Genomic DNA, 25,353 nt, shown 5'->3' on the forward strand with positions numbered 1-25,353 from the left:
CGTACACGGCCGGGCGGGCGCCGGGGTACGCCCTCGACCCCTTCGAACAGCGCTGTCTCACCCGATGGGACACTCACCGAAACGCATCCGTCACGCACTACGCTCGCCCCGTGGCCGATATTCAGATTCCCGCTGACATCAAGCCCGCCGACGGACGGTTCGGGTCGGGCCCCTCCAAGGTACGGACGCAGGCGCTCGACGCGCTGGCCGCCACCGGGACCTCCCTGCTCGGCACCTCGCACCGGCAGGCGCCGGTGAAGAACCTGGTGGGTCAGGTCCGTGACGGCATCCGCCAGCTCTTCACCCTCCCCGACGGCTATGAGGTGGTGCTCGGCAACGGCGGCTCCACCGCCTTCTGGGACATCGCCACGCACGGCCTGATCACGGCCAAGTCCCAGCACCTGTCCTTCGGCGAGTTCTCCTCGAAGTTCGCCAAGGCCGCCGAGTTGGCGCCGTGGCTGGCCGACCCGGCGGTGATCTCCGCCGACCCGGGTTCGCACCCGCAGCCGGTGGCCGAGCCGGGCGTGGACGTCTACGCGCTCACCCACAACGAGACCTCCACCGGTGTCGCCATGCCGATCAACAGGGTGCCGGGCGCCGACGAGGACGCGCTGGTCCTGGTGGACGCCACCTCGGGCGCGGGCGGCCTGCCGGTCGACATCGCCGAGACGGACGTCTACTACTTCGCGCCGCAGAAGTCCTTCGCGGCCGACGGCGGGCTCTGGCTGGCCACGTTCTCGCCGGCGGCGCTGGAACGGGCGGCGGCGATCGCCGCGTCCGGCCGGCACATCCCGGCGTTCTTCGACCTGCCGACCGCGATCGACAACTCCTCGAAGAACCAGACGTACAACACCCCGGCGTTGTCCACCCTCTTCCTGCTCAAGGAGCAGCTCGAGTGGATCAACGGCCAGGGCGGGCTGAAGTGGGCGGTGGACCGCACCGCCGAGTCGTCCGCGAAGCTCTACGGCTGGGCGGAGCAGGCGTCGTACGCGAGCCCGTTCGTGGCCGACCCGGCGCAGCGTTCGCAGGTCGTCGGGACCATCGACTTCGCCGACGGCATCGACGCCGCCGCGGTGGCGAAGGTGCTGCGGGCCAACGGGATCGTGGACACCGAGCCCTACCGCAAGCTCGGCCGCAACCAGTTGCGCGTCGCGATGTTCCCGGCCGTGGACCCGGCCGACGTCGAGGCCCTGACCGCCTGCGTCGACTACGTCATCGGCAAGCTCTGATACGAGGCCGCGCGTCCCTGACCTGACGTCGCGGCAACGAAACGGCGGCGGACCCCCTCCCGGCGGCCCGCCGCCGTAACGCGCCACCCACCCCGCCGCTAGCGCCGCGCCTGCTCGCGCCGGCGGCGGGCGAGGTTGCGCACGCCCACGCCCACCACGCCGATGCCCAGGAGCAGGCCGAGGCCCACCACCTTGGGGCGGCCGGTCGACGAGGTGCCATCGGTCGATGAGGTGCCGGCCGCGCCGCCATGGGCACCCGACGAAGACCCAGCCGACCCTGACGACCCTGATGAGCCTGACGACCCCGCCAAGGCGGTCACGTCGGCGGGCAGGTCCTTGCCGCTGAGCGGTTCCCGCCAGACCTCGCTGTCGGCCCCCTCGCTGCCGTACATCAGCGCCCGGCCGTCGGTCGTGTAGGTCACCGACTCGCCCTGCCGCTCCAGGGGTACGTCGAGGCTGCCGATCTTCTGCGGGCGGTCGCCGCTCCAGCGGTAGTCGGTGGACCAGAAGTAGCCGCGCAGCACCAGCCGGCTGCCGTCGGGCGAGAAGGCGCCGTCGGTCACCCAGGGCACGTCGGCGATCCGGCGGAAGATGTTGACGCCGTTCGGGTGGAGCTTGGCCGGGCCTTCGTAGAGGTGGCCGCCGTCCTCGTTCTTGCTGGCGATGTAGACCCGGCCCGTTTTGGGCTGGACCATCAGCGCCTCGGCGTTGCGCGGCCCGTCGGCGTAGCGGACGGTGTAGCGGGTCACGTCCACCGTCTGGTCGTGGAGCCGCTTGGGCTCGGGGAAGCGGTAGATCCACACCTCCGGCCAGGTGCCGTTGAGGTTGTCGCCGATGTCGCCGACGTAGAGGTCCCCGTCGGGGCCGAGCGAGATCGCCTCCACGTCCCGGGCCGAGATGCCGCGCATCGTCACCTTGGCGACGGTCTTGCCGGTGGCGCCGTCGATCGCGTAGACGTACGGGCCGTCGTCGCTGTCGTTGTGCGTCCAGTAGACGCCGGGGTGGGCGCGGCTGGCCGCGAGCCCGCTGGACTCGGTGATCCGCTGGTCGCTGATGTGGAAGGCGACCGAGGGCCCGCTGTCGGCGTCGGCGACCCCGGCGGAGCCGCCGACCAGCGCGAGGGTGGCGACGGCGACGGCGATGACGGCGACCAGCACGCCGAGGGCGGCCGGAGCGGGCGGGGCTGAGGCCCGGGAGGTGCTGTGCGGAGGGACGCGCATGCCCCCAGTGTCCCTGGTCGGTCCCCAGTCGGGGATGATGCCCCGCATGCGTTACCTCTTCGTCGGCGACTCGATGACCGTCGGTTCGGCCGGCGACTTCACCTGGCGCTATCGCATGTGGCAGCACCTGCGGGAGGTGGGCGAGCCGTTCGCCGTGGTGGGACCGCGCGACACGCTCTACGACGCGGCGGCGGACGCCGCGGTCTCCGCCGACTACGCCGATCCGGCGTTCCCCCGGCACGCCCGCCGTCATCTGGCGGGCTGGGGCGAGGGCTGGCTGCACATGGTCCCGCAGATCGGCGAGGTGGTCCGCGAGCACCGTCCGGACGTGCTGCTGGTCTCGCTCGGGCTGATCGACCTGGGCTTCTACTCCGACGCCGAGCACACGGCGGCGAACGTGGCCCGTTTCATCGCCGAGGCGCGGGCGGCCAGGCCGCGGATGCGGATGGTGCTGCTGCCGGTGATCCCCAACATCCGGGCCGATCTGGACCCGGACTTCGCCGGTCAGTGCGCCGAGCTGAACGAGCGGACCGCGAAGGTGGTGGCAGAGCTGGACTCCCCCGACTCGCCGCTGCTGATGGCCTCGCGCCCGGCCGGCTACGACATCCTGGTGGACACCTACGACGGCACGCACCCGAACCGGACGGGCGAGCACAAACTGGCGGCGGCCTTCGCCGACGCGATGCACCGGGCGTGGGGCGTCGGCGAGCCGTACCGCCTCGGCTGACCTGCCAACTTCCAGGCCCCGCGCGGACGATGGCAGGCCGAGGCCTTGATTCGAGCGCACTCCAAGGGCTTTTGTTGAAATATGGAGTACACACAGCTCGGACGAACGGGTCTCAAGGTCAGCCGTCTGGTGCTCGGCACCATGAACTTCGGTCCGCAGACCGATGAGGCCGACAGTCACACGATCATGGACACGGCACTCGCCGCGGGCGTCAACTTCTTCGACACCGCGAACGTGTACGGCTTCGACGCGAACAAGGGCCGCACCGAGGAGATCATCGGCACCTGGTTCGCCAAGGGCGACGGGCGCCGCGACAAGACGGTGCTCGCCACCAAGGTCAACGGCTACATGGCCGAGGGCGAGCCCTGGCCGAACCACGACAAGCTCTCCGCGGTCAACATCCGCCGGGCCGTCGAGGCGAGCCTGAAGCGGCTGGGCACCGATTACATCGACATCTACCAGTTCCACCACGTGGACCGGGCCACCCCGTGGGAGGAGATCTGGCAGGCGATCGACGTCCTGGTCCAGCAGGGCAAGATCCTTTACGCCGGGTCGAGCAACTTCGCCGGCTGGCACATCGCCCAGGCCAACGAGGCCGCCGCCCGGCGCGGTTCGCTGGGGCTGGTCAGCGAGCAGTGCCTGTACAACCTGATCGAGCGGCGGGCCGAGATGGAGGTGATCCCGGCGGCGGAGTCGTACGGCCTCGGGGTGATCCCCTGGTCGCCGCTCCACGGCGGGCTGCTCGGCGGGGCGGTGCGCAAGCAGCGCGAGGGCGGCGGCGCCCGGTCCACCAGCGGCCGGTCCGCGGAGGCGCTGGAGTCCGAGCAGCAGCGGGCCTCGATCCAGGCATACGAGGACTTGTGCGACAAGTACGACATGGCGCCCGGTGATGTCGGTCTGGCATGGCTGCTGACCCGGCCCGGTGTGACCAGTCCGATCGTCGGCCCGCGCACTCAGGAGCAGCTCGACTCGGCGCTGCGGGCGATCGAGTTGAAGCTGTCCGAGGAGTTCCTCACCGCTCTCGACGAGATCTTCCCCGGCCCCGGGCCCTCCCCTGAGGCCTTCGCCTGGTAGTGGCGTGGCGGAACGGCCGCGGCGGCCGGCGGGGCTTCCTTCCCCCGGCCGCGGCGGCCGTGTCGGCGAAGCGGCGGGATCAGCGGACCGCGGCGGTGACGATCACGACCACGAGCATCAGGACGAAAGCGGCGGTCATCACTCGGGTACGGGTCTTGGGGTCCACGCGACGAGGTTAACCGGCCGGGTGGGTGCCGGTTTCGGCCGGGCCTCCCGGACGGCCCAACGGCCAGTGGGCGAGCGCCGTGTAGCGGGGGGCGTCGGCGGGGGTGTCCGGCCCGGCGGGGTCAGCGGGAACGCTGCTGACCAGGCTGAGGTCGGCCGCCGTCCAGGGGGCGCCCCGGAAGCCGTCGAGCGCGGCCACGAAGGGCCGCAGGTCGGCTCCCGGGCGCGGCCCAGTCCGGGACCCGCCCGGAGCCGTCCTGGACCGGTCGCGGGCCCGCTCGCGGGGGACCCCGGACGTACGGGCCACGGTCAGATGCGGCGCGAAGCCGTACGTCTCGTCCGCGGCCGCCCCGGCCGCCCGAGCGGCGGCCCGTACGGACTCGGCGAGCCGGACCAGCCCGGGCAGGTCGCCGTCCGCGCCGACCCACAGCGCGCGCCCGCCGAACCGGCCAGCGCCCGCCAGCCGCAGCTCGTGCGGGCGGTCGGCGGCCGCGGCCCCGCCGAGCCGCCGGTGCAGCTCGGGCCGTACCGCGTCGGGTACCTCGCCGAGGAAGGCGAGGGTGAAGTGCCAGCCGGCCGGCTCGGTCCAGCGCAGCGCGGCCGCGTCGCCGAGCCGGCGCACGGCCGAGAGCGCCGCGCTGAGTTCCCTGACCGGGTCCGGGGGCGGCAGCAGCGCGACGAAGAGCCTCATCCGGTGGACGTCAGCCGCTTGCTGAGGCCGGAGTCCCCGTCGCCGGGACCTCGGTGGCCGCCGGGCTCGTCGGGCTCGTTGGGCTCGCCGGAGTAGGAACGGTCCGGGCGGTCCGAACGGTCCGAACGGTCGGGGCCCTGGGAGTCGTCGGACCCGTCGGAGCCATCGGAGCCGGAACGGTCGGAGTCGGAACGGCCCGAGCGGCCCGAGCGGTCGGGGCCCTGGGCGTCGCAGGAGCCGTCGGACCCGTGGGAGCGATCGGCGGAGTCCGCGACCGGCCGGCCCGCACCCTGCCGCTCGGCGTCCGGTGACCGCTCGGCCGCCGTCCCGGCCGGCTCACCCACCCCGACCTCACGTATCTCCAGCTCGTCGGCGGGACCGGGCGCCACCATGCCGTCCTTGGGGACGAAGGCGACCAGCGGCCGGCCCGCCGCCCGCCGCAGGTTGAGCCGGAGCCGCAGTCCGCCGGCCCGGGCCAGCACCACACCGACCCCGACGGCCGCCGCCGCGGCGACGAGGCCGCCGGACATAAAGCCGATCCTGGCCCCGTACTTGTCGGTGACCCAGCCCATGACCGGGCCGCCGATCGGGGTGCCGCCGACGAAGACCATCATGTAGAGGCTCATCACCCGGCCCCGCATCACCGGCTCGGTGGCGAGCTGCACGCTGGCGTTGGCCGAGGTGTTGAAGGTCATCCCGAAGATGCCGATGGGCAGCAGCAGCGCGGCGAAGAGCCAGAAGGCGGGGGCGACCGAGGCCAGCGCCTCAAGGACGCCGAAGAGCAGCGCCGCGGCCACCAGCATCCGCAGCCGGGTCCTGGTCCGGCGGGCGGCGAGCAGCGCGCCGAGCAGTGAACCGGCCGCCATCAGCGTGTTGAACAGGCCGTACGTACCGGCGCCGCTGTCGAAGACCTTGTTGGCGAAGGCGGACAGCCAGATCGGGAAGTTGAAGCCGAAGGTGCCGATGAAGCCGACGAGCACGATCGGCCAGATGAGTTCCGGCCGGCCGGCCACGTACCGCAGGCCCTCGCGGAGCTGGCCCTTGCCGCGGCGCGGCGCCCGTTCGATGGCGTGCAGCTCGGAGGTGCGCATGAGCAGCAGCCCGGTGAGCGGGGCGATGAAGGAGAGGCCGTTGATCAGGAAGGCCCAGCCGCTGCCGACGGCGGTGATCAGCACACCGGCGACGGCGGGGCCGACAAGCCGGGCGGCCTGGAAGTTGGCGGCGTTGAGCGAGACGGCGTTGCGCATCACCGACGGGCCGACCATCTCCACCACGAAGGTCTGCCGGGTGGGGTTGTCGACGACGGTGACCATGCCGAGCAGGAACGCGATGGTGTAGACGTGCCACACCTGGACGACGCCGCCGAGCGTCAGTCCTGCCAGACTCAGGCCCAGCAGGCCGAGGGCGGCCTGGCTGCACAGCAGGATCTGCCGTTTCGGGTAGCGGTCGGCGATCACCCCGCCGTAGAGGCCGAAGAGCAGCATGGGCAGGAATTGCAGCGCGGTGGTGATGCCCACCGCGAAGGACGAGCCGGTGATGCTGAGGACCAGCCAGTCCTGGGCGATCCGCGACATCCAGGTGCCGGTGTTGGAGATGACGGCACCAGTCGCGAAGAGCCGGTAGTTGCGGATCTTGAGAGCGCTGAAGGTTCCGGTCTTCCCTGCGGACCGTCCGGGTTCCTCAGGTTCGGTGGCGGTGTCTGTTCCGGCTGCCGAACTCAATCGGTACTCGCCTTCCCTTCTCCGGTGTTCTCGGGTGTTCGTTCGGTGGTGTGAGCGTGGTGAGTGCTGTAAGTGTTGGTCGACGTGCTTGCGCTGGGCTTCGGTGAGCTTTCAGCGCTCAGAGGTGGGCGAGCTTTTCCAGGACGGGTGCCGCCTCGCGCAGCACCGCCAGCTCTTCCGCGCTGAGCCCCTCGGCGAGCTGGGCCAGCCAGGCGTTCCGCTTGTCGCGGCTCTCGGCGAGGATCGCCGCGGCCTGCTCGGTACGACTGACCACCACCTGGCGCCGGTCGTCCGGATGCGGCTCGCGGCGGACCAGGTCCTTGGCCTCCAGCATCGCCACGATGCGGGTCATCGACGGGGGCTGGACATGCTCCTTGCGGGCCAGCTCACCGGGGGTCGCGGACCCGCAGCGGGCCAGGGTGCTCAGCACCGACATCTCGGTCGGGCTGAGCGACTCGTCGACGCGCTGGCTGCGGAGCCGGCGGGAGAGCCGCATCACGGCGCCCCGCAGCTCGTTGACGGCGGCGCGGTCGTCCTCGGACAGTTCGGTCACTTAGTTAGATTAGCTCATTACCTAGGCTAAGCAAACTCAACGCCCCGTCGGCCTCACTCCTACGAGTGAGCACCGTACGCAAGGTGCCCTACGGGGATCGGACACCGGAGCCGGGCCCGCGGCTCATCTGTCAGACCCCCCGCATACGATGGGCACCATGAGCAGCAGCATGCAGCGGACCCCCCTGCGCGAGGCCCCGGAGCCGCTGGAGGCCAACGACGTCGCGACCATCACGGTGGGCGTGATCGTCTGGTTCGTGCTCTTCCTGGCGCAGCTCCCCTTCTACGGCTGGTACTCCGACCACGGGCACGCCTGGTTCATCTGGAGCTGCCTGGCCGGCGGCTCCTGCGGGCTGCTCGGCCTGTGGTACGTCCGGACCAGGCGGGACGCGATACGCCGGTCCCGGGAGCTGCCGGGACCGACCGCCGGGGAGTAGTCCGGGAGCAACTGGGAGCGGCCGGCGACACCAGGGAGCGGCGCCGGGGGCAGTCGGGGGCAGTCGGGGGCAGTCGGGGATCCATACCTCAGGCGCCGCCCCGCCCGCGCGGGCCGCTCCTCCCGGGGGAAGCCGGTTCCGGCACGTAGCGTCGGGGCCATGACGGAACCCACCCCCGGCGCCGAGGGATCCGCCGGCCGGGGCCGCGGGCTCAGCGCGGCCGAGGTCGCCGGGGCGGTGGCACGTGGTGAGGTCAACGACGTGCCGGCCCGCTCCTCCCGCTCCACCCGGGAGATCGTGCGGACCAACGTCCTCACCCGCTTCAACGCCCTCATCGGCGGGCTCTTCGCGGTCATCCTGGTGGTCGGCCCGATCCAGGACAGCTTCTTCGGCTTCATCATCGTCGCCAACACCGCGATCGGCATCGTCCAGGAGCTGCGCGCCAAGCGGACGCTGGACAGCCTCGCGGTGGTCGGCGAGGCGAGGCCCCGGGTCCGCCGGGACGGCGAGTCCGCCGAGGTGCACGCCTCCGACGTCGTGCTCGGCGACCTGGTCGAGCTGGGTCCCGGCGACAAGGTGGTGGTGGACGGCACCATCGCCGAGGCGGAGCATCTGGAGATCGACGAGTCGCTGCTGACCGGCGAGGCCGACCCGGTGCTCAAACACCCGGGCGACGAGGTGATGTCGGGCAGTTTCGTGGTGGCCGGCCGTGGCGCCTTCACCGCCACCAAGGTCGGCCGGCAGGCGTACGCGGCCCAGCTCGCCGAGGAGGCCGCCCGCTTCACCCTGGTCGACTCGGAGTTGCGCAACGGCATCGGCCGGATCCTGAAGTACGTGGCCTGGGTGATGGTGCCCACCGCCATCGGTCTGATCATCAGCCAGTTCACCGTGGGCCGGCACGACGTACGCGGCGCGGTCCGCCGTACGGTCGGCGGGATCGTGCCGATCGTGCCCGAGGGCTTGGTGCTGCTCACCTCGATCGCCTTCGCCATCGGCGTGATCCGGCTCGGCCGGCGGAACTGCCTGGTGCAGGAGCTGCCCGCGATCGAGGGACTGGCCCGGGTGGACGTGGTGTGCCTGGACAAGACCGGCACCCTCACCGAGGGCGGTATGAGCGTCAACGAGCTGCGGCCCGTGCGGGGCGCCGACCTCGGGTACGCCCGCGGGGTGCTGGCCGCGCTGGGCGCCGCCGATCCCCGGCCCAACGCCAGCCTGCGGGCGATCATCGCCGCCTATCCGCCCTCGGACGCCGGCGGTTGGCGGCCGGTCGCCGCGCTGCCCTTCAGCTCCGCCCGAACGTTCGGCGGCGCCACCCTCACCGGTCCGGGTCCGGGTCCGGGTTCCGACCCCGGCGCCGGTCCCGGCACCGGCCCCGGTCAGGGCACCGACGGGAGCGGGAGCGGGACCACGACCTGGCTGCTGGGCGCCCCCGACGTACTGCTCCCCGCCGGGCACCCCCTCCTCGCCGAGGTGGAGCGGCTCGGCGCGGACGGCCTGCGGGTGCTGCTGCTGGCTGTCGCCGAGCGGGACCTGGACGACGAGCGGGTGGCCTCGGACCTCACCCCCTACGCCCTGGTGGTGCTGGAACAGCGGCTGCGGGCCGACGCCGCCGACACGCTGCGCTACTTCGCCGAGGAGCGGATCGAGGTCAAGGTGATCTCCGGGGACAACCCGGTGTCGGTGGGTGCCGTCGCCGCGCGGCTGGGCCTGCCGGGCGCCGAGCACCCCGTGGACGCGCGGGAGTTGCCGGCCGAGCGGCGGGCGATGGCGGCGGCGCTGGAGGGAGGCTCGGTCTTCGGGCGGGTCACCCCGCGGCAGAAGCGGGAGATGGTCGGCGCGTTACGGGCGGGCGGCCACCTCGTGGCGATGACCGGCGACGGCGTCAACGACGTACTCGCCCTGAAGGACGCGGACATCGGCGTGGCGATGGGCGCCGGCTCCGAGGCCACCCGGGCGGTCGCCCAGATCGTGCTGCTCGACAACAGCTTCGCGGCGCTCCCCTCGGTCGTCGCCGAGGGGCGCCGGGTGATCGGCAACATCACCCGGGTCGCCACGCTGTTCCTCACCAAGACGGTCTTCTCGGTGCTGCTCGCGCTGCTGGTGGTCTTCTGGCAGATCCCCTACCCCTTCCTGCCCCGCCACTTGACGCTGCTCTCCACCCTCACCATCGGCATCCCGGCCTTCTTCCTCGCCCTCGCCCCCAACACGGAGCGCGCCAGGCCGCGTTTCGTGCACCGGGTGCTGCGCTACGCGGTTCCGTCCGGTGTCGTCTGCGGCGTCGCCACCTTCATCACGTATCTGACGGCACGGCATCACTACACCGGCGCCGGCGCCCTCGGCGCGGAGGCCAGCGCGGCGACGCTGACCCTCTTCCTGCTGGAGGTCTGGGTGCTCGCGATCGTGGCCCGGCCGTACACCTTTTGGCGGATCGTGCTGCTGCTGGCGATGGGCGCCGGTTTCCTGGTCGTGCTGGCCACGCCCTGGTTGCAGCGCTACTTCGCGCTGCGCCTGGTGGGGATGGAGCTGCCCTGGACGGCGGTGGGCATCGCCGCGGTGGGAGCGGTGGCCCTGGAGATCGCCTGGTCCTGGGTCCGCCGCCACGAGCCGCCGGACGAGAGCTAGGGCCTGGGGCGGGACCCGCGAAACACCGCAGACCGGCGGCAGCGCGGCCCCGGCGGCCCGGAGGGGTCAGTCGAACCAGCGGGCCTGGGCGAGTTCTTCGGTGCGGGAGGGGTCTTCGAGGAGGGCGGCGAGTTCGAAGCGGCGCTCCCAGTGGCCGGCCGCCCAGGCCAGGCCCGCGGCCACGCCCTCGACGGTCGCGGCGTGCAGGGTGCCGTCGGTCCAGCGCCAGTCGACCTCGATCTCCCCGGTGAGCAGGAGTTCCTCGTGCTCCACATACGTGGTGGGGGCGCCGGGGAGAAGGTCGTGGACGGCGGGGAGCACCTCGTGCGGCTCGCCTTCGGAGACGACGGCCGCGTCCAGGGCCTCGGTCAGCCGGCGGACCTGGAGGAGTTCAACCAAGTCGCCCGCCAGACGCGGTGGTACGGGCAGCAGCGGGCGGGAGCCGGCCAGCGGCAGCAGATCGGGGGCGTCGGCGACCAGCGCTTCCGCCGCGTCCACCACGACCGTCTCGCCGTCCACGACGGCCCGCAACGCGTCCGGCAGGGTGACCTGTTCGGGATCGAGTTCGGCGAGGGCGGTGTAGAGGCCGAGGAGCTGGGCCGGGGCCACCTCGCGCGCCGGATCGGCGAGCCGGCCGAGCAGTTCGGCGGCGCCGCCCGGTTCGGCGAGCAGCGCGGCGACGGTGGTGCGCACCCCGAGGGCCCGCAGCACCTGTTCGTCCACGCCCTCGTCGGTCTCGGCCTCGTCGTAGAGCCCGGCGAGCAGCCGGTCGCCGCCGGCCGCGCGCAGGCCGACGGGGCGCCGGCCGCCGAGCACCGGATGGTCGCGCAGCCACCAGGCGGCGTGCGGCCGTACGGACTCGGTGGTGCCGTCGGGCAGCAGCACCCGGACCGGCAGCGTCACGGCGTCCCGCAGCGGCGGCCTGGAGAGCAGTGCCAGCGCCTGCGGCCAGGCGTCGTCGTCGACCAGGTCCAGGTCGCGCACCCCGATCACCTCGGTGGCGACCGGCGGCACATCGGTCTCGGGCAACTGGTCGAGTACGTCCTCGCACCAGACGTCGACCGCGTCGAGCAGGCCCACGTCGTCGGGTTCCGCCCAGTCGCTGTCGCGCGGCTCCACGTCGTCGGGGTCGAGGACCACGTCCTCGGCCCGGACCAGGGCGAAGGTGGCGAGCACCCCGACGGCCGCGAGCGGCTGTTCGCCCCAGCGGGCGGCCAGTTCGGCGTCGACGGAGGCGAGTTCGCCCTCCCTGAGCACTTCTTCCAGCGGGCTGCCGGGCAGGATCAGCTCGCCCGCCGGAGCGAGTTCACCGTCCTCGTCGGGCAGCGCGAGCGCGGCCAGCCACGGCTCGTCCCCGGGGGCGAGCCCGGCGGCCTTGGCCAGACCGAGCACCACGTCGGCCAGTTCGTCCGCGTCCAGGCCGGTTTCGTCGTCCCAGGCGGCGTGGTCGTCGTCCAGCGAGGCGGCGACGGCGGCCCGCACCTGCGGGGTGGTCAGGATGGCGCGGGGCGTGGCCGGGGCGGCGCCGAGCTTCTCCAGCAGCGGGTGGGCGGCGTCGGGGTGGGCGACGCGCAGCCCGAGCCGGGCCAGGAGCAGCGGATCCGCGCGGGGTGCGCCGTCCGCGCCGTGCCGGTCGCCCTCGTCGTGGTCGCCGCGCACCGGGAGCAGCACCTGCCGGGGGCCGACCACCGTACGGCCGTCGGCGAGCGGTACCGGCAGGCCGCTGAGCACGTCGGCGTCGGTGCCGGCCAGCGCGTCGTAGAGCCGCCACCACCACTCGGCCGGGCGTTCGGCGCCGGCCAGCCGGTCGACCGCGTCGGCGAGGGAGAGCCGGGCGACGCCCAACTGCCGCAGCGCCGGGCGGCGTTCCAGTGTCGAGGGGACCAGCGTGGGCAGTACCTCGGCCAGCACCCGCACGGCTTCCGCGGTGGCGCCCTCCACCACTTCGGCCTCGACCGGGCGCAGCGCGTGGCCGTCGCCGACGAGCGGGCCGCCACCGTCCCACGCCTCGGGGTCGGCGACCGGGGCCGCCACCGGTTCCACCGGCGTCTCGGCGGCGCGGGGCAGGAAGGCGGTACGGGGCAGTTCGGCGAGGATCCGGCGGCGCAGTTCGGCGTCGAGTTCGCCCTTGCCGAGCGGCCCTGGCACCAGGTCGACCACTCCGGTGCCGACCGGCCGCCAGCCGGCGAGCAGCCGGACGTATCCCTCGGCGGCGCGGTCGAGCAGGAAGTCGGTGAGCGGGCCGAGGGCGGCGTGCCGCCGGGTCGGGTCGAGCGGGAAGGAGGCGAGCAACAGGGCGGGCAGCCCGAGCGGTTCGTCGGTGGGTGTCGGGGCGTGCACGACGCCGGCGGTCGCGGGGGTGCGCGGGGCGCCTTCCGCGTCGACCGGGACGGCCCAGGTCACCGACCAGACCGGCCGCAGCCGCTCCTCCACCGGCCGGTCCACGAGAAGTCCGGGTTCCAGCGCGCCCCCGGCGGCGTCGACACGCCAGCGCGTGGGGGCGGTTCCCGCGCTGTCCTCGATCAGTACGTCATCCGGTGCGTACTCGTCGTCGAGTTGACGGCGAGTCAGCGTACGGATGCCGTCGGGGGTTTCGATGACGACTTCGGCGAGTCCGGGCAGCGCGAGCAGCAACGCGTCGTCCACGGCGGCGAGCAGCCGGTCCGCCAGCTTCTCGGCGGCGGCGTCCCGCAGCGGCAGGACGACCACCGTGTCGTAGGGCTCCGGCGCGCTGCCGGTGGCGGCGAACGGCAGCCGCAGCAGCGGGACATGGCCGTTGCGGCGGTTCAACTCGTCGCTGAGACCCGGCACGTCCGCGGTCAGTGAGCGGGCCTCGGTGAGTGACCAGCGGACGCCGCCGGTACGGCTGAGCACCGCGGGTTCGTCGCTGACGGCGAGCACGGCGGCGAAGCCGACGCCGAAGCGGCCCACCGCGGCGGGGCCGTCGTCGCGTTTGGCGGAGGCGCGCAGCGTGGCGAGCGATTCGACGGCGGCGGCGTCGAGGGGGGCGCCGGTGTTGGCGGCGGTGAGGGTGGCCGGGCGGTCGCCGTCGGCCGGGTGCAGGGTGAGGCGGAGCCGGCCGGGGACCCCGGCGCGGGTGGCCGCGTCGGCGGCGTTCTGGGCGAGTTCGATGGCCAGCCGGTCGCGGTAGCCGCCGAGCGCGAGGTCTTCCTCGGCGTTGGCGTCCTCGCGGAAGCGGGCGGCGGAGGTGGACCAGGCGGTCAGGACCGCCTGCCGCAGGATTCCGGTACGGAAGGGGTCCGCGTCACCCTCCGGGGCGGTCCCTACAACACCTGCGCGGGTCACTTACGGCGCCCTCTCCATCACTCACCCTGCGACCCCTGCGGGGCCCTGCCAGTCGTGACGGTACCGCCATTCCCCGTCCCCCCGCGGCCCGGGTCCACCGCTGCTTCTTCTCCCGATCGACCCGCACCGGCCGGCGGCGGCGCACCCCCGGAACGCGGGGCGCGCCCCGAGAGGCGCGTTACCCCTCGTCAAGATCATCCAGCACCATCGGCGACGGCTCCACCGCCGGCGGCATCACCGCTGCCTCGGAGTGTCCCCCGCACCCGTACCCGAGCGAGACCACCCGGCCGTCCGCCGGTGAGAACTCGTTCGCGCACACCCCGAACGCCTGGCGCAGCGACCCGGTGATCGGCAGCAGGAACCCGCAGCTCAGGCAGGGCGCCGGCGCCGCGATCGCCATCGGGCTCTTGGGCCCGAACTCCTCCTCCCACCGGTCCGCCGCCGCGTGCAGCCCCTCGCGGGAGAGCACCCGCCGCCGGCCCATCCCGATCTCGTAGGCGACCGAGCCGATCTCCGCCACCGACGGCAGCGGGACCTCCTCCCCCTCGCTGGGGTCCGGCTCGCCCGTCCACCCGGGTTCGAGCCGGAAGTCGTCCGCCTCGGTGGGCAGCAGGTCGCCGGGGCCCATGTCGCCGGGCCGCAGCCGTTCGCTCCACGGCACCCAGGCCGGCGCCAGCACCGCGTCGTCCCCGGGCAGCAGCACCGTCTCGTCGACGGTGATCTGCTTGGAGCGCGAGGCTCTGGTCAAGGTGGTGGCCCAGTGCCACCCCCGGTAGCCGGGCTGTTCGCAGGCGAAGTGATGGGTGACCACCCGATCACCCTCGGCGACCACCCCGAGGTGCGCACCGACGGAGTTCGGCCCGGCCGCCTCCTGCGTCATAGCCAGTGCGACATCGACCGCCTCGGCGCACAGGCGGTCAGGGGTACGGCTTCGCATCGCAGGACTCACAGAAATCGTTTCTCTCTCTACGCCGTCTCACGTGTGCGCCCACGGGGGACGGACCCGGTACCGGGAGCGAGGGCGGAGCGGACCTGTGGACCGCTTCAACGCCTTCGTTCCCATGCTCCCCGGTCAGTTTCCCCGGTCTGCCCGAGCGTCCCCCGGGCGCACCTGTTGCCACCATTCTGCGCGATCGCAACCTACCTGTGCGCACCACCATGGCAAAGGAGGGGGTGCGGGGCTCTCCGATTGGGGCAGGATTGGCCCGTGGCACGAACCGTGACCGCGGGCCCTGGGCCCGTACGCAGGGGTGGGCGCGCCCTCGCGCACGGCGCGGGGCGGGTCTTCGGCGGTGTGCTCCGGCGTATCCGCCGTACGACACGCGCGGGAGGCGCGGGCGAGTCGGGCCTCTCGAAACTCATCGAACTGCACGCGGTCAACTCGGCCGGCGACATGCTCATCACCATCGCCCTCGCCAGCACCGTGTTCTTCTCGGTGCCGACCGGGCAGGCCCGCGGCCGGGTGGCGCTCTATCTGCTGGTGACGATGGCGCCCTTCGCGGTGCTCGCCCCGGTGATCGGCCCGCTGCTCGACCGGCTGGGCCACGGCCGGCGGGCCGCGATGGCCACCTCGATGGTGGCGCGGGCGGTGCTGGCCTGGACCATGGCCGGGGTGGTGTCGACCGCGGGTCTGGGGCTCTATCCGGCGGCGCTCGGTGTGCTGGTGTCGTCCAAGGCGTACGGGGTGGTACGCAGCGCGGTGGTGCCCCGCTTGCTGCCGAGCCGGACCACGCTGGTGAAGGCGAACTCCCGGGTCACCCTGGCCGGCCTGCTGACCACCGCGGTCGCCGCGCCGATCGGGGCGGGCCTGCATTTCATCGGGCCCCAGTGGCCGCTCTACGCGGCGTTCGTGGTCTTCCTGTGCGGGGCGCTGCTGTCGATGTCGCTGCCGCACAAGGTGGACTCGGCCCGCGGTGAGGCCAAGGCACGGCTGCGGGCGGACGAGGAGGCGTCACCGGAGCCGGCCGGGATTCCGGGCAAGAAGCCGGGTCTGCTGGGCGTCGGCCCTTCGGTGCTGCACGCCTTGCAGGGCAACGCGGGGCTGCGGGCGCTGTCCGGGTTCCTCACGTTCTTCCTGGCGTTCCTGCTGCGCGAGCATCCGGTGGGCGGCCTGAGCGGAGCGGTGTCGCTGAGCGTGGTCGTGGTGGCGGCCGGCGTCGGAAACGCGCTGGGGACGGCACTTGGCGCCTGGCTGAAGGCGCGCGGCCCGGAGATCATCATCGCCACCGTGCTGGTGTTCGCCCTGTCGGTGGCGGCGGCCGCGGCCGGCTGGTTCGGCCTGCTGACGGTCGCGGCGGTCGCGGCGGTGGCGGGCATCTCGCAGTCGCTGGCCAAGCTCTCGCTGGACGCGCTGATCCAGCGGGACGTGCCGGAGCAGGTCCGCACCTCGGCCTTCGCCCGCTCCGAGACGGTCCTCCAACTCGCCTGGGTGGTCGGTGGCGGCCTCGGCATCGTGCTGCCGCTGAGCAGCCCGTCGCTCGGCATGGGGGTGGCGGCGGGTCTGGTGCTGCTGGCGTTCCTGATCTCGGTACGCGGCCTGCTGGGCGCGGCCCGTCGCGGCGGCGGCTCCGCGGCCCGGGTCGCGTAGGGCGAACCGCCCCGCGGCGCCGACCCGCTCAGGACGGCGAAGCGACGGCGGATGGACGGCAGGGCGACGGCGAGTGGGCGACGGCGGCACGGCGAAAGCCCCCGCGCAAAGCCGCAGGCACCGCCCCTACCGCGACCGGAGAGCACTCCGCACCCGCGCGCGGGCCGGAGTCGGCCGCCCGGTAGCCTCACCCCCATGAGCATTCGCCGCGCCGTCACCGCTATCGGTGCCATCTCCCTGGGGCTGATCGCCCTCACCGCCTGCGACAAGCCGACCGCGCAGGCGACGGTGACCGTGGGCTCGAAGTCCGTCCAGGCGGAGGCGAGCAGCAAGTGCTACGCCAAGGGCGCCAAGCTGCCCCAGGCGATCTTCATCGCCTGCCTCCAGGCCAAGCCGGCCCACCACATCACCGTGCCGGTCGGCGACCAGGTACGGATCGGGGTCGACCCGTCGATCGGCGACAAGGGCTGGCTGATCGTGCAGGGCACCTCGCTGGTCACCAACGAGCTGATCAAGAACAAGACGTACTGGCAGCTCGACAGCGCGCAGCTCTTCAACACGCAGGACCCGCAGTCGGGGCAGACCCGGACGCAGAAGTCGGTGACGCTGAACATCGTGGAGTCCGGCAACACCACCGGCGACGAGACCTTCCGGGTCATCTCCTTCACCCTGCTGCGCGGCCAGTGACCGCTGCGGCCCCGCTCGTACCGCCCGGCCGGCTGCTGGTGGTGACCGCGGTCGCCGCCGAGCGGGACGCGGTGACGGCGGGCCTGCGGACGGCGGGGTCGGCGGTCACCCCGGACGTGAAGGGCGCCACGGGAGGCGCCGCGCCGGGTGCGACCGTGATCGCCGCCGGGGTCGGCCCCGCCGCTGCCGCCGCGGCCACCGCGACCGCGCTGGCCCGCGCCGAGGCGGCCGGCGACCCGTACACCCTGGTGGTCTCGGCGGGCATCGGCGGCGGCTTCGCCCCGACCGCGCCGGTGGGTTCGGTGGCCGTCGCCTCCTCGATCGTGGCCGCCGACCTCGGGGCGGCGACCCCAGAGGGCTTTCTGAGCGTCACGGAGCTGGGTTTCGGGACCTGCGAGCACGTGCCGGACCAGGAGTCGGTACGAGCCGTCGCGGCGGCTCTGGCGGCCGTGTACGGGCCCGTGCTGACCGTCTCCACGGTCACCGGCAGCGCGGCCCGCGCCGCCGAGTTGAGCCGGCGTCATCCGGGGGCCGTGGCCGAGGCCATGGAGGGTTTCGGCGTGGCCGAGGCGGCGAGCGCCGCCGGGGTGCCGGTCCTGGAGATCCGTACCGTGTCGAATCCGGTCGGCCCACGGGACCGGGCGGCCTGGCGGATCGGCGCGGCGCTGGCGGCGCTGACCACCGCGTTCGAGCGGCTCCCGGCCGCCCTGGCCCCGGTCACGGCGAGCGCCCCGCCGCCGGACGGCCCGGCGCACCCGTGAACGTCAAACGGACCGCTGGAAATCACCCGGTCATATGGGAGGTTGACGCTGAACATGGCTGACGACACTTTTGACACCGACACCGACACCGACACCGCTCACGCCCCATACGCCGCGGGCGCCGCTGACGCCGCCGACAACGCGGCGCTGAAGATCGCGTACTCCCCCTGCCCGAACGACACCTTCGTCTTCCACGCCTGGGCGCACGGCCAGGTCCCGGACGCGCCCCCGCTGGACGTCACCTTCGCCGACATCGACATCACCAACGGGATGGCGGAACGCGGCGAGTTCGACGTACTGAAGGTCTCGTACGCGGTGCTGCCCTGGGTGCTCGCGGAGTACACGCTGCTGCCGTGCGGCGGCGCCCTCGGCCGTGGCTGCGGCCCGCTGGTGCTGACCCGGGAGCCCGGCGTGGACCTGGCGGGCAAGACGGTGGCGGTGCCGAGCGAGCGCTCCACCGCATATCTGCTCTTCCGGCTCTGGGCCGCCGACGAAGTGGCCGGCGGGGTCGGCGAGATCGTGGTGCTGCCGTTCCACGAGATCATGCCGGCGGTCAGGGACGGCCGGGTGGACGCGGGCCTGGTGATCCACGAGGCGCGCTTCACCTACCAGGACTACGGCCTGCACAAGCTCGCGGACATGGGCGAGCACTGGGAGGCCACCACCGGGCTGCCGATCCCGCTGGGCGCGATCATCGCCAAGCGCTCGCTGGGCAAGGAGCGGCTCCAGGACCTGGCCGCGGCGGCGCGTGCCTCGGTACGGATGGCGTGGGACGATCCGGCGGCCTCCCGGGCGTATGTGCTGGCGCACGCCCAGGAGATGGACCCGGCCGTCGCCGACCAGCACATCGGGCTGTACGTGAACGAGTTCACCGCGGACCTGGGCGAGGACGGCTACGCGGCGGTACGGGGGCTGCTGACCCGGGCGGCGGCCGAGGGGCTGGTGCCGGCGCTCCCGGCGGACGCGCTGGTCTTTTGACCGTCGTAGTAGCGCGCGCCGAGTGGCACCGACCGGAAAGACGGCCGGAGCGAGGCGGTAACCGCCGGCAAACACGGTCGGCAAAGATGGCCGGCGAAGGCGGTCGGCGAAGGCGGTCGGCGAAACGTGGCCGGAAAACTCGAAAAGGCGGCCGGAAAACGTCCGGCGGCGCCTTACCGGAATGGAGCCGTCCGGTAAAGCGCCGCCAAGGCCGAGCGAGTGTCGGCCGGAAAACTTGGGCCATTGGTTAACGGATTCAACCGGGCCCGAGGCCGGAAGATCGGCCGGAAGATCGGCGGGCCGGAAGCCCGGAACACCGGGGACACCGAAGAAGGGCTCACCGGTGTCCGGTGGCACCGGATCAGACGTCCAACTGGTCCGCCACCACCCGCAGCACCGTAGCGATCTTGTTGCCGTGTGCCTTGTCGGGGTACCGGCCCCGTTGCAGCGAACGGGCCACCTCTTCAAGCAGCGTGGTGAGGTCCTGCACGATGGGCAGCAGTTCGTCGGGCTTGCGGCGCTGAGCCGCGGCGACCGAGGGGGCCGGGTCGAGCAGCGTCACCGAGAGTGCCTGATCTCCGCGCTGGCCCGCGACCACTCCGAATTCCACCCGCTGACCGGGCTTGAGCGCCGCCACGCCTTCCGGCAGCACCGAAGAGTGCACGAAGACGTCGCCACCGTCGTCGCGGGAGAGAAAGCCGAAGCCCTTCTCGCTGTTGAACCACTTGACCTTGCCGGTAGGCACGTCCGACCTCGTCCTCGCTGTTTGGAAATGCTGCTGGAAATGACGTGGAACCACATCGAAGCAACGCGTGGGCGGGCCTCATCGGAAACCCGCTGGCAACAGGCTAATGGCCCGCCGCCCTGTGACAAGACGCCGAGGTCCGGATCCACGGTCCACGGCGTCCACGCCACGGATCTACCCTTGTCCGGTGAGCAAACAAACCATGGGCGCAGGTGACCTGCTGGTCAGGATCGGCGCGATCGTGTTTCTCGTCGGGGCGGTCGGCACGCTGGCGACCATCGCACCGCTGCTGCTGCACACCAGGCCACTTCCGACGCCGGCCTATTTCGTCTCCATGCTGATGGCGCTGGGACTGGCGCTGGCGCTCGGCGGCCTGCTGCGGTCGGCGCTCGCCCAGCGGCAGGCGGCGCGCGGGCCGGAGGGCGGTCAGGCCACCGCGGAGCTGTAAGAGGCGAGCCAGGCGGGGAATCCGGTCAGATCCGCCAGCACCACGTCGGCGCCGGCCGCCCGCAGCTCGGCCTCGTCGCACGGGCCGGTGGACACCGCCACGGACACGGCGCCGGCCAGCCGGGCGCCTCGGACGTCACCGATGTGGTCGCCCACGTATATGGACGCGCCGTACTCGAGCAGCGCCTCGGCCTTGGCCTCGGCCCACAGCCAGCCGCGCACGTCGGCGTCGATCCCGACGTGGGCGAGGTGGAGCGCGGCGTTCGGCCCGTACTTGGCGGTGACCACGACCGGCCGCCCGCCGGCGGCCGCGACTGCCGCGACGGCGTCGATCGCGCCGGGCATCGCCGGGGTCGGCGCGATCGCGTGCGCCGGATAAAGCTCGCGGTAGCGCTCGCCGACCGCCACGATCCGCTCCGCGGGGAACCAGTGGGCCAACTCCTCCTCCAGCGGCGGCCCCAGCCGGGTCACCGCGAGCGCGGAGTCGATGAACACCCCGGTCTCGGCGGCCAGCTCGTCGTACACCGCCTTGATACCGGGCCGCGAGTCGATCAGCGTCATATCAAGGTCAAACCCGACGGTGAACGGGGCAGGGTTCTTGGTCACGCCTCAGATTGTCCCCCCTCTCCCACGGCACCCACGCCTCCGGGTGACCTCCGCCCGTGCGGGCACCCTGGGGCGGGCACCCCTGTGGGTATGGGCACCGCCCTGGCCCCTTATTGCCGCGCCCTCACCCCGGGGGCCCGCTCAACGCCCTGCGTCACCCTCGTTGGGCACCGTTTCCGCTCCGGGTTCGCCGGTAGCCAGCGAGCCAAAGGCCGCGCCGGTGTCGAAAGGGAGAACGCGCGGAGGCTCCGAGGTACGAGGAGTCGAGCACGATCGACCGTCGACACCGGGTCTGAGCGGCCGGAGGCGAGAGGGCGGCAAAAAGGGCCAGGGCGGCACCCACACCTACGGGGGTGCCCACCCTCCCGCACCCTCACCTCCAACGGCACCCCCTCACCCACCTTCCCCCCAGGCGACACCCACCCTCCGGGGGCACCCCTACCCGCGCAGGTCACCCCGAGGCGAGGGCGCGGCAATAAGGAGCCAGGGCGGGCCCCACACCTACGGGGGCACCCACCCTGCGGTACCCCGAGGCGAGAGGGTCACCAACTCACGCCGTGCGTCGGGAGCGCCAGAGGAGGTAGAGGGCGGAGCCGATCGCGGCGAGGCGGATGGTGGCGGGGAGGGCGTCCTGGATCGCCTCGCCGAGCTTGCCGTCGGCGATGGGTGTGCTCCACTTGCCGACGTCGCGGCCCCAGAGCCAGACCAGCATGCCCAGGGCGGCGGTGCCGGGTATGCCGAGGATGCCGAACTTCGCCTGCTGGCGGCTGAGGCGCCGGGAGAAGTAGCCCAGCAGCCAGCCGAGACCCATCGGGATCAGCGAACCGATCGCCGCGCCCGCGACGAGCAACGCGGCGGCCAGCAGCAGGACCGGGCTCCCCCACCCCTTCCGGCCGGCCTTGGCGACCTTGGCCGCCTCACCGGCCTTACCGGTTTTCGCGGCCCTCTCCGCCTTGGCGGCGGCTCCGCCCCTGCCGGGCAGCCGCGGCCACCAGCGGCTCTTGCCTGCCACGGCTTCGGGAAGCCCCTCGGCCTCCTCGGCCGCCGCCTCCTCCACCGGCACCAGCCGCTTCCGTACGACCCGGGGGCCGAACGGGCCGTCCACCACGTCCTCGACAAGATCCTCGTCGTACAGAGGGATGGTCACGCCACCGGTCATCCCGGGCAGCCCGGCCAGCTCTTCACCGGCCGGCGGCCGGCCGCCGGCCGGTTGGACGCGCCACCACTCGGTGGCCCCGGTGGGCCCGGACGCCGCAGCATCCCCGGGGCCCTCGGGACCCGCGGCATCCCCAGAGCCTCCGGCACCCCCGGCACCTCCCGCACTCTCCGGCCGACCCGCCGCCTCGGGCTTGCGGTACGGACCGTAGTAGCCGGTCGGCGCCTCCGCACCGGGCGGCGGCACCGTACCGCCACCGCCCCAGCCCCCACCGCCCCAGCTTCCCCCGCTACCCGAGCCCGCCGTCCCGCCCCTCTCGGCCGCCGCGTCCACCACCGCGTCCGGCGAACCGATCCGGTCCAGGATGCGGCGGACGGCGGCCGGGCTGTCGCTGCCGCCGCGTTGCTTGGCGATGTCGGTCCGCAGCCGCGCGACGAGCTGCATCCGCTGGGCGGCGGGCAGGGCGGTCTGCGCCAGATCGCCGATCCGGCTCAGATAGTCGAACACCAACCGGTCGCTCTCGACGCCCACCGCCAAGCCCCCTTTCAGCGCTCTCTGTTGGCCTGCCCCGACGGTACCCGGCGACGCCCGCGGCTGTCCGCGTCCCAAGCGACCCCATGCGCGGGCTCGGATATTCGAGCGGTGCGGCTACTGTGGGACGGATGACGAGTGAAGCCCGGGAAGGCGCCGCGGCCCACGCCCCGCGCACCTTGGCCGAGGACCTGCGCGCGCGGGACGACGCGGCCCTGGCCCTGCTGCTGCGTACGCGCCCCGATCTCCTCACGCCCGTCCCCACCGACCTCACCCAGCTCGCGACCCGTGCCGTCACCCGGGCGTCGGTGCTGCGCGCGCTGGAGCATCTCGACACCTTCACCCGGCAGGTGGCCGAGGCGCTGGCGATCTCGCCCGATCCCTGCGGTTACGCGTCGCTGCGCTCGCTGCTGACCGGCCGCACGTCGGCGGCTCGTGGGAGGCGGGGATCCGGCGCCGCCGCCAAGGGAGCCGCCCCGGCTGCCGCCGCCAAACCGCCCACCGCCCAAGGCCGCACCGAAGCCCCCGCCGCCGACACGGCCGCCCCCGACCCCGCCGCCGCACCCGCCTCCACCGCACCCGCCTCCACCGCACCCGCGTCCGCCGCCCCCGGCCCGACCGCACCGCCCTCCGCCGCCGCCACCGACAATGGCGACACCGCCCCCGCCCCCCGCCGCGTCTCCACCCCCGCCGACTTCCCCCTCGGCGACGCGCCCCTCGACCCGGCGGTGGTGCGGGCGATCACCGACGCCCTGCCCGCCGCCCTGGCGGCCTTGCGGGTACGCGGGATCGTGTGGGGTGGCGAGGACGAGCTGCGCCTGGTCCGTACGGCCCGCGACGTACTCGCCCCTTCCGCGGCCATGGCCTCGGCGACCGGTCTCGGGCCCGCCGTGGGCGAGGCGACCGCGGGGATGTCGCCCGCGCGCTTGCAGGAGGTACTGCGGGACGCCGGGCTCGCGGCCACCCACGATCCGGTGAGCGCCCTCAACGCGCTGGCCGGGCTCTTCGGCGACCCCGAGCGGCTCGCGGCGCTGCTCGCCAGGGCGCCGGAGGGGGTTCGGGGAGTTCTGGAGCGACTGGTGTGGGGGCCGCCGTACGGCGAGGTCCGGGACGCGAACGTGGCGGTGCGCGCCGCCGACGCGGTGACGCCCGTGCAGTGGCTGCTGGCCAGGGGCGTGCTGCTGCCGTCCGGCCCGCACAACGTGGTGCTGCCCCGCGAGGCGGCGCTGACCCTGCGGGGCGGGCGGGCGCACCGTACGCCGCAGCCGACCCCGCCCGAGGTGACGGCGGTCGCCAGGACCCCGCGGACGGTGGATCTGACCGCGGCCGGGCAGGCGCTCACCGCGGTCCGGATCGTCACCGAGGTGCTGACCGCCTGGCAGAGCGGTGGCCCGCCGGTCCTGCGGGCCGGCGGCATCAGCGTCCGGGAACTGCGCCGCACCGCCGGGGCCCTCGACCTGCCCGAGCAGGAGACCGCCTTCTGGCTGGAGCTGGCCTACGCCGCCGGTCTGATCGCCACCGACGGCGAGTTGGACGAGGCCTACGCGCCCACCCCGGCCGCCGACGACTGGCGGCAGCAGCCGGCCGCCCGGCAGTGGGTGGTGCTGGCCGGCGCGTGGCTGACCGCGACCCGCACCCCCGGTCTGGTCGGCAGCCGCGACCCGAAGAACCGGGCGCTGTCGGCGCTCGGTCCCGACCTGGACCGGTCGCTGACGCCGCAGGTCCGCCGCCGTACGCTGCGGCTGCTCGCCGAGCTGCCGCCGGGTTCGGCCGCGGATCAGCCGTCCCTGCTGGCCCGGCTGCGCTGGGAACGTCCGCTGCGGGCCGGGGCGGACGCCTTCCGCGGCGATCTGCTCGGCTGGACCCTCAACGACGCGGAGACCCTCGGGATCACCGGCCGCGGCGCCCTGGCCGCGCACGCCCGGCCACTTCTCGACGGCGGTGGCGGCAGTGGCGGCAGTAGCCGCAGCAGCGGGAAGGGCAGTGGCGGCAAGAACGGCGATGGCAGCGAAGGCGACGGTACGGATCTGGCGGCCGCCACCCTCGCGCCGCTGCTCCCCGAGCCGCTCGACCACGTCCTGCTCCAGGCCGACCTGACCGCGGTCGCGCCCGGACCGCTCATCGCCCCGCTCGCCGAGACCCTCGGCGTGCTCGCCGACATCGAGTCCAAGGGCGGCGCGACCGTCTACCGCTTCACCCCGGAGTCGGTCCGCCGGGCCCTGGACGCCGGGCGTTCCGCGTCCGAGCTCCAGTCCTTCCTGACCGTGCACTCCCGTACGCCGGTGCCGCAGCCGCTCAGCTATCTCATCGACGACGTGGCCCGTCGGCACGGCACGCTGCGGGTCGGCGCGGCGTCCGCGTATCTGCGCTGCGACGACGACGCGCTGCTCACCGAACTGCTCGCCGACCGCCGCGCGTCAGGCCTGGGCCTGCGCCGCCTCGCCCCGACGGTGGTGGCCGCGCAGACCGAGCCCTCGACGCTGCTCGACCGGCTGCGCGCGATGGGGCTGGCGCCGGCCGCGGAATCGGCCGAGGGCGATGTGGTGATCAGCCGCCCCGACGCCCGCCGCACCCCGCCGCGCACCCCGCCGGTCCCGGTCGGCGAGGGTCCGCCGGTGCCGCAGGACCGGCTGCTCGGCGCCGCGGTCAAGGCGATCCGGGCCGGCGACCGGGCCAGCACCGCCGTCCGCCGCGCCTCCGCGACGGCCACCGGGCCCAACGGCGCCAACGGCGCCACCGAGCAAGGGCTTCCCCGCTCCCCCACCGCCGACAGCCTCGCCACCATCCAGGCCGCCGTCCTCACCGGCTCTTCCCTCTGGATCGGCTACGTCAACGCCGAGGGCGCCGCCAGCCAGCGCGTCATCGCCCCCGTCCGCGTCGAGGGCGGCTACGTCACCGCCTACGACCACAACGCCGACGAGGTCCGCACCTTCCCCCTCCACCGCATCACCGGCGTCTCCGAACTGGCCGACGACCCCGCCTGACCCCTCAGCTCAAATCAGCTCAAACCGTTCCGGCGCCGTCAGCCCCGGGCCTGTACGAGACGCCCCGGGTCGACCTCAACCGGAAACGGGTCCTCGATAACCGTTTCCCGGCCCGCGTCACTCAGAG

The 25,353-nt window shown here is 73.5% G+C and carries 19 protein-coding genes and 1 pseudogene; 11 read left to right on the forward strand and 9 right to left on the reverse strand.

Features of this window, described 5'->3' with window-relative positions:
- The first annotated feature begins 110 nt into the window (after positions 1 to 110).
- Complete coding sequence (gene serC / locus OG519_RS12925; RefSeq protein WP_405582743.1) at positions 111 to 1,229, forward strand: phosphoserine transaminase; 1,119 nt, start codon at positions 111 to 113, stop codon at positions 1,227 to 1,229.
- 98 nt (positions 1,230 to 1,327) lie between these two features.
- Here serC and OG519_RS12930 read toward each other — a convergent pair whose 3' ends face one another.
- Positions 1,328 to 2,449 (reverse strand): hypothetical protein, encoded by a 1,122-nt coding sequence (locus OG519_RS12930; protein ID WP_405582745.1) that lies wholly within the window; start codon positions 2,447 to 2,449, stop codon positions 1,328 to 1,330.
- Between the two features lie 46 nt (positions 2,450 to 2,495).
- Here OG519_RS12930 and OG519_RS12935 point away from each other — a divergent pair, with 46 nt between their 5' ends.
- Entirely contained in the window at positions 2,496 to 3,176 is a 681-nt protein-coding gene (locus OG519_RS12935; protein ID WP_405582747.1) for a GDSL-type esterase/lipase family protein, read from the forward strand.
- A gap of 81 nt (positions 3,177 to 3,257) precedes the next feature.
- Positions 3,258 to 4,250, forward strand: coding sequence for an aldo/keto reductase (locus tag OG519_RS12940; RefSeq protein ID WP_405582749.1), 993 nt, complete (start codon positions 3,258 to 3,260; stop codon positions 4,248 to 4,250).
- A 175-nt stretch (positions 4,251 to 4,425) separates the two neighbouring features.
- Here the strand turns inward: OG519_RS12940 and thpR are convergent, their stop codons facing one another.
- From thpR to OG519_RS12955, 3 genes and pseudogenes are all read right to left on the reverse strand, one after another.
- Complete coding sequence (gene thpR / locus OG519_RS12945; RefSeq protein WP_405582750.1) at positions 4,426 to 5,106, reverse strand: RNA 2',3'-cyclic phosphodiesterase; 681 nt, start codon at positions 5,104 to 5,106, stop codon at positions 4,426 to 4,428.
- A 395-nt stretch (positions 5,107 to 5,501) separates the two neighbouring features.
- Positions 5,502 to 6,827, reverse strand: a pseudogene (locus OG519_RS12950) (MFS transporter); the annotation flags it as partial.
- A 118-nt stretch (positions 6,828 to 6,945) separates the two neighbouring features.
- A complete protein-coding gene (locus tag OG519_RS12955; RefSeq protein WP_405592696.1) occupies positions 6,946 to 7,323 on the reverse strand; it encodes a MarR family transcriptional regulator in 378 nt (125 codons plus the stop codon).
- A gap of 214 nt (positions 7,324 to 7,537) precedes the next feature.
- On the opposite strand from OG519_RS12955, the gene OG519_RS12960 reads away from it, so the two are divergent.
- The gene (locus tag OG519_RS12960; protein WP_405582752.1) at positions 7,538 to 7,816 is read left to right on the forward strand and encodes a DUF2530 domain-containing protein; all 279 of its coding nucleotides are present in this window, start codon (positions 7,538 to 7,540) and stop codon (positions 7,814 to 7,816) included.
- Positions 7,817 to 7,975: 159 nt separating this feature from the next.
- Positions 7,976 to 10,438 (forward strand): HAD-IC family P-type ATPase, encoded by a 2,463-nt coding sequence (locus OG519_RS12965; RefSeq protein ID WP_405582754.1) that lies wholly within the window; start codon positions 7,976 to 7,978, stop codon positions 10,436 to 10,438.
- Between the two features lie 66 nt (positions 10,439 to 10,504).
- Here OG519_RS12965 and OG519_RS12970 read toward each other — a convergent pair whose 3' ends face one another.
- Positions 10,505 to 13,744, reverse strand: coding sequence for a sacsin N-terminal ATP-binding-like domain-containing protein (locus OG519_RS12970; protein WP_405582756.1), 3,240 nt, complete (start codon positions 13,742 to 13,744; stop codon positions 10,505 to 10,507).
- A gap of 178 nt (positions 13,745 to 13,922) precedes the next feature.
- The gene (locus OG519_RS12975; protein ID WP_405582758.1) at positions 13,923 to 14,681 is read right to left on the reverse strand and encodes a DUF3027 domain-containing protein; all 759 of its coding nucleotides are present in this window, start codon (positions 14,679 to 14,681) and stop codon (positions 13,923 to 13,925) included.
- Between the two features lie 270 nt (positions 14,682 to 14,951).
- Here OG519_RS12975 and OG519_RS12980 point away from each other — a divergent pair, with 270 nt between their 5' ends.
- From OG519_RS12980 to OG519_RS12995, 4 genes are all read left to right on the forward strand, one after another.
- Positions 14,952 to 16,331, forward strand: coding sequence for an MFS transporter (locus tag OG519_RS12980; RefSeq protein WP_405582760.1), 1,380 nt, complete (start codon positions 14,952 to 14,954; stop codon positions 16,329 to 16,331).
- 195 nt (positions 16,332 to 16,526) lie between these two features.
- A complete protein-coding gene (locus OG519_RS12985) occupies positions 16,527 to 17,018 on the forward strand; it encodes a hypothetical protein (RefSeq protein ID WP_405582762.1) in 492 nt (163 codons plus the stop codon).
- Positions 17,015 to 17,779 (forward strand): futalosine hydrolase, encoded by a 765-nt coding sequence (locus OG519_RS12990; RefSeq protein WP_405582763.1) that lies wholly within the window; start codon positions 17,015 to 17,017, stop codon positions 17,777 to 17,779. The genes OG519_RS12985 and OG519_RS12990 overlap by 4 nt, the downstream gene beginning before the upstream one ends.
- 54 nt (positions 17,780 to 17,833) lie before the next feature.
- On the forward strand, positions 17,834 to 18,757 hold the full coding sequence (locus OG519_RS12995) for a 1,4-dihydroxy-6-naphthoate synthase (RefSeq protein ID WP_405582765.1): 924 nt from the start codon (positions 17,834 to 17,836) through the stop codon (positions 18,755 to 18,757).
- Positions 18,758 to 19,118: 361 nt separating this feature from the next.
- Here the strand turns inward: OG519_RS12995 and OG519_RS13000 are convergent, their stop codons facing one another.
- Positions 19,119 to 19,502: a cold-shock protein gene (locus tag OG519_RS13000; protein ID WP_405582767.1), complete on the reverse strand. Its 384-nt coding sequence runs from the start codon at positions 19,500 to 19,502 to the stop codon at positions 19,119 to 19,121.
- Positions 19,503 to 19,689: 187 nt separating this feature from the next.
- On the opposite strand from OG519_RS13000, the gene OG519_RS13005 reads away from it, so the two are divergent.
- Entirely contained in the window at positions 19,690 to 19,950 is a 261-nt protein-coding gene (locus tag OG519_RS13005) for a hypothetical protein (protein WP_405582769.1), read from the forward strand.
- On the opposite strand, the gene OG519_RS13010 is transcribed toward OG519_RS13005, so the two are convergent.
- Together OG519_RS13010 and OG519_RS13015 are read right to left on the reverse strand one after the other, a co-directional pair.
- Positions 19,929 to 20,555, reverse strand: a complete 627-nt coding sequence (locus OG519_RS13010) for an HAD family hydrolase (RefSeq protein ID WP_405582771.1) — start codon at positions 20,553 to 20,555, stop codon at positions 19,929 to 19,931. The two genes, OG519_RS13005 and OG519_RS13010, sit on opposite strands and share 22 nt — an antisense overlap.
- A gap of 550 nt (positions 20,556 to 21,105) precedes the next feature.
- Complete coding sequence (locus OG519_RS13015; RefSeq protein ID WP_405582773.1) at positions 21,106 to 22,242, reverse strand: hypothetical protein; 1,137 nt, start codon at positions 22,240 to 22,242, stop codon at positions 21,106 to 21,108.
- A gap of 131 nt (positions 22,243 to 22,373) precedes the next feature.
- On the opposite strand from OG519_RS13015, the gene OG519_RS13020 reads away from it, so the two are divergent.
- On the forward strand, positions 22,374 to 25,226 hold the full coding sequence (locus OG519_RS13020) for a helicase C-terminal domain-containing protein (RefSeq protein ID WP_405582775.1): 2,853 nt from the start codon (positions 22,374 to 22,376) through the stop codon (positions 25,224 to 25,226).
- Positions 25,227 to 25,353 lie beyond the last annotated feature (127 nt).

The sequence above is a fragment of the Streptomyces sp. NBC_01190 genome (assembly GCF_045039895.1).
In the GTDB taxonomy this organism is placed as follows: Bacteria; Actinomycetota; Actinomycetes; order Streptomycetales; family Streptomycetaceae; genus Actinacidiphila.

What these genes read in the sequence shown, in the direction of transcription:
- OG519_RS12985 (WP_405582762.1), top strand. Translation starts at nt 16,527, where the DNA reads ATGAGCATTCGCCGCGCCGTCACCGCTATCGGTGCCATCTCCCTGGGG.
- OG519_RS12955 (WP_405592696.1), bottom strand. Translation starts at nt 7,323, where the DNA reads ATGCGGCTCTCCCGCCGGCTCCGCAGCCAGCGCGTCGACGAGTCGCTC.
- OG519_RS12935 (WP_405582747.1), top strand. Translation starts at nt 2,496, where the DNA reads ATGCGTTACCTCTTCGTCGGCGACTCGATGACCGTCGGTTCGGCCGGC.
- OG519_RS13020 (WP_405582775.1), top strand. Translation starts at nt 22,374, where the DNA reads ATGACGAGTGAAGCCCGGGAAGGCGCCGCGGCCCACGCCCCGCGCACC.
- OG519_RS12930 (WP_405582745.1), bottom strand. Translation starts at nt 2,449, where the DNA reads ATGCGCGTCCCTCCGCACAGCACCTCCCGGGCCTCAGCCCCGCCCGCT.
- OG519_RS12995 (WP_405582765.1), top strand. Translation starts at nt 17,834, where the DNA reads ATGGCTGACGACACTTTTGACACCGACACCGACACCGACACCGCTCAC.
- OG519_RS12965 (WP_405582754.1), top strand. Translation starts at nt 7,976, where the DNA reads ATGACGGAACCCACCCCCGGCGCCGAGGGATCCGCCGGCCGGGGCCGC.
- OG519_RS12940 (WP_405582749.1), top strand. Translation starts at nt 3,258, where the DNA reads ATGGAGTACACACAGCTCGGACGAACGGGTCTCAAGGTCAGCCGTCTG.
- OG519_RS12960 (WP_405582752.1), top strand. Translation starts at nt 7,538, where the DNA reads ATGAGCAGCAGCATGCAGCGGACCCCCCTGCGCGAGGCCCCGGAGCCG.
- thpR (WP_405582750.1), bottom strand. Translation starts at nt 5,106, where the DNA reads ATGAGGCTCTTCGTCGCGCTGCTGCCGCCCCCGGACCCGGTCAGGGAA.
- OG519_RS12975 (WP_405582758.1), bottom strand. Translation starts at nt 14,681, where the DNA reads ATGCGAAGCCGTACCCCTGACCGCCTGTGCGCCGAGGCGGTCGATGTC.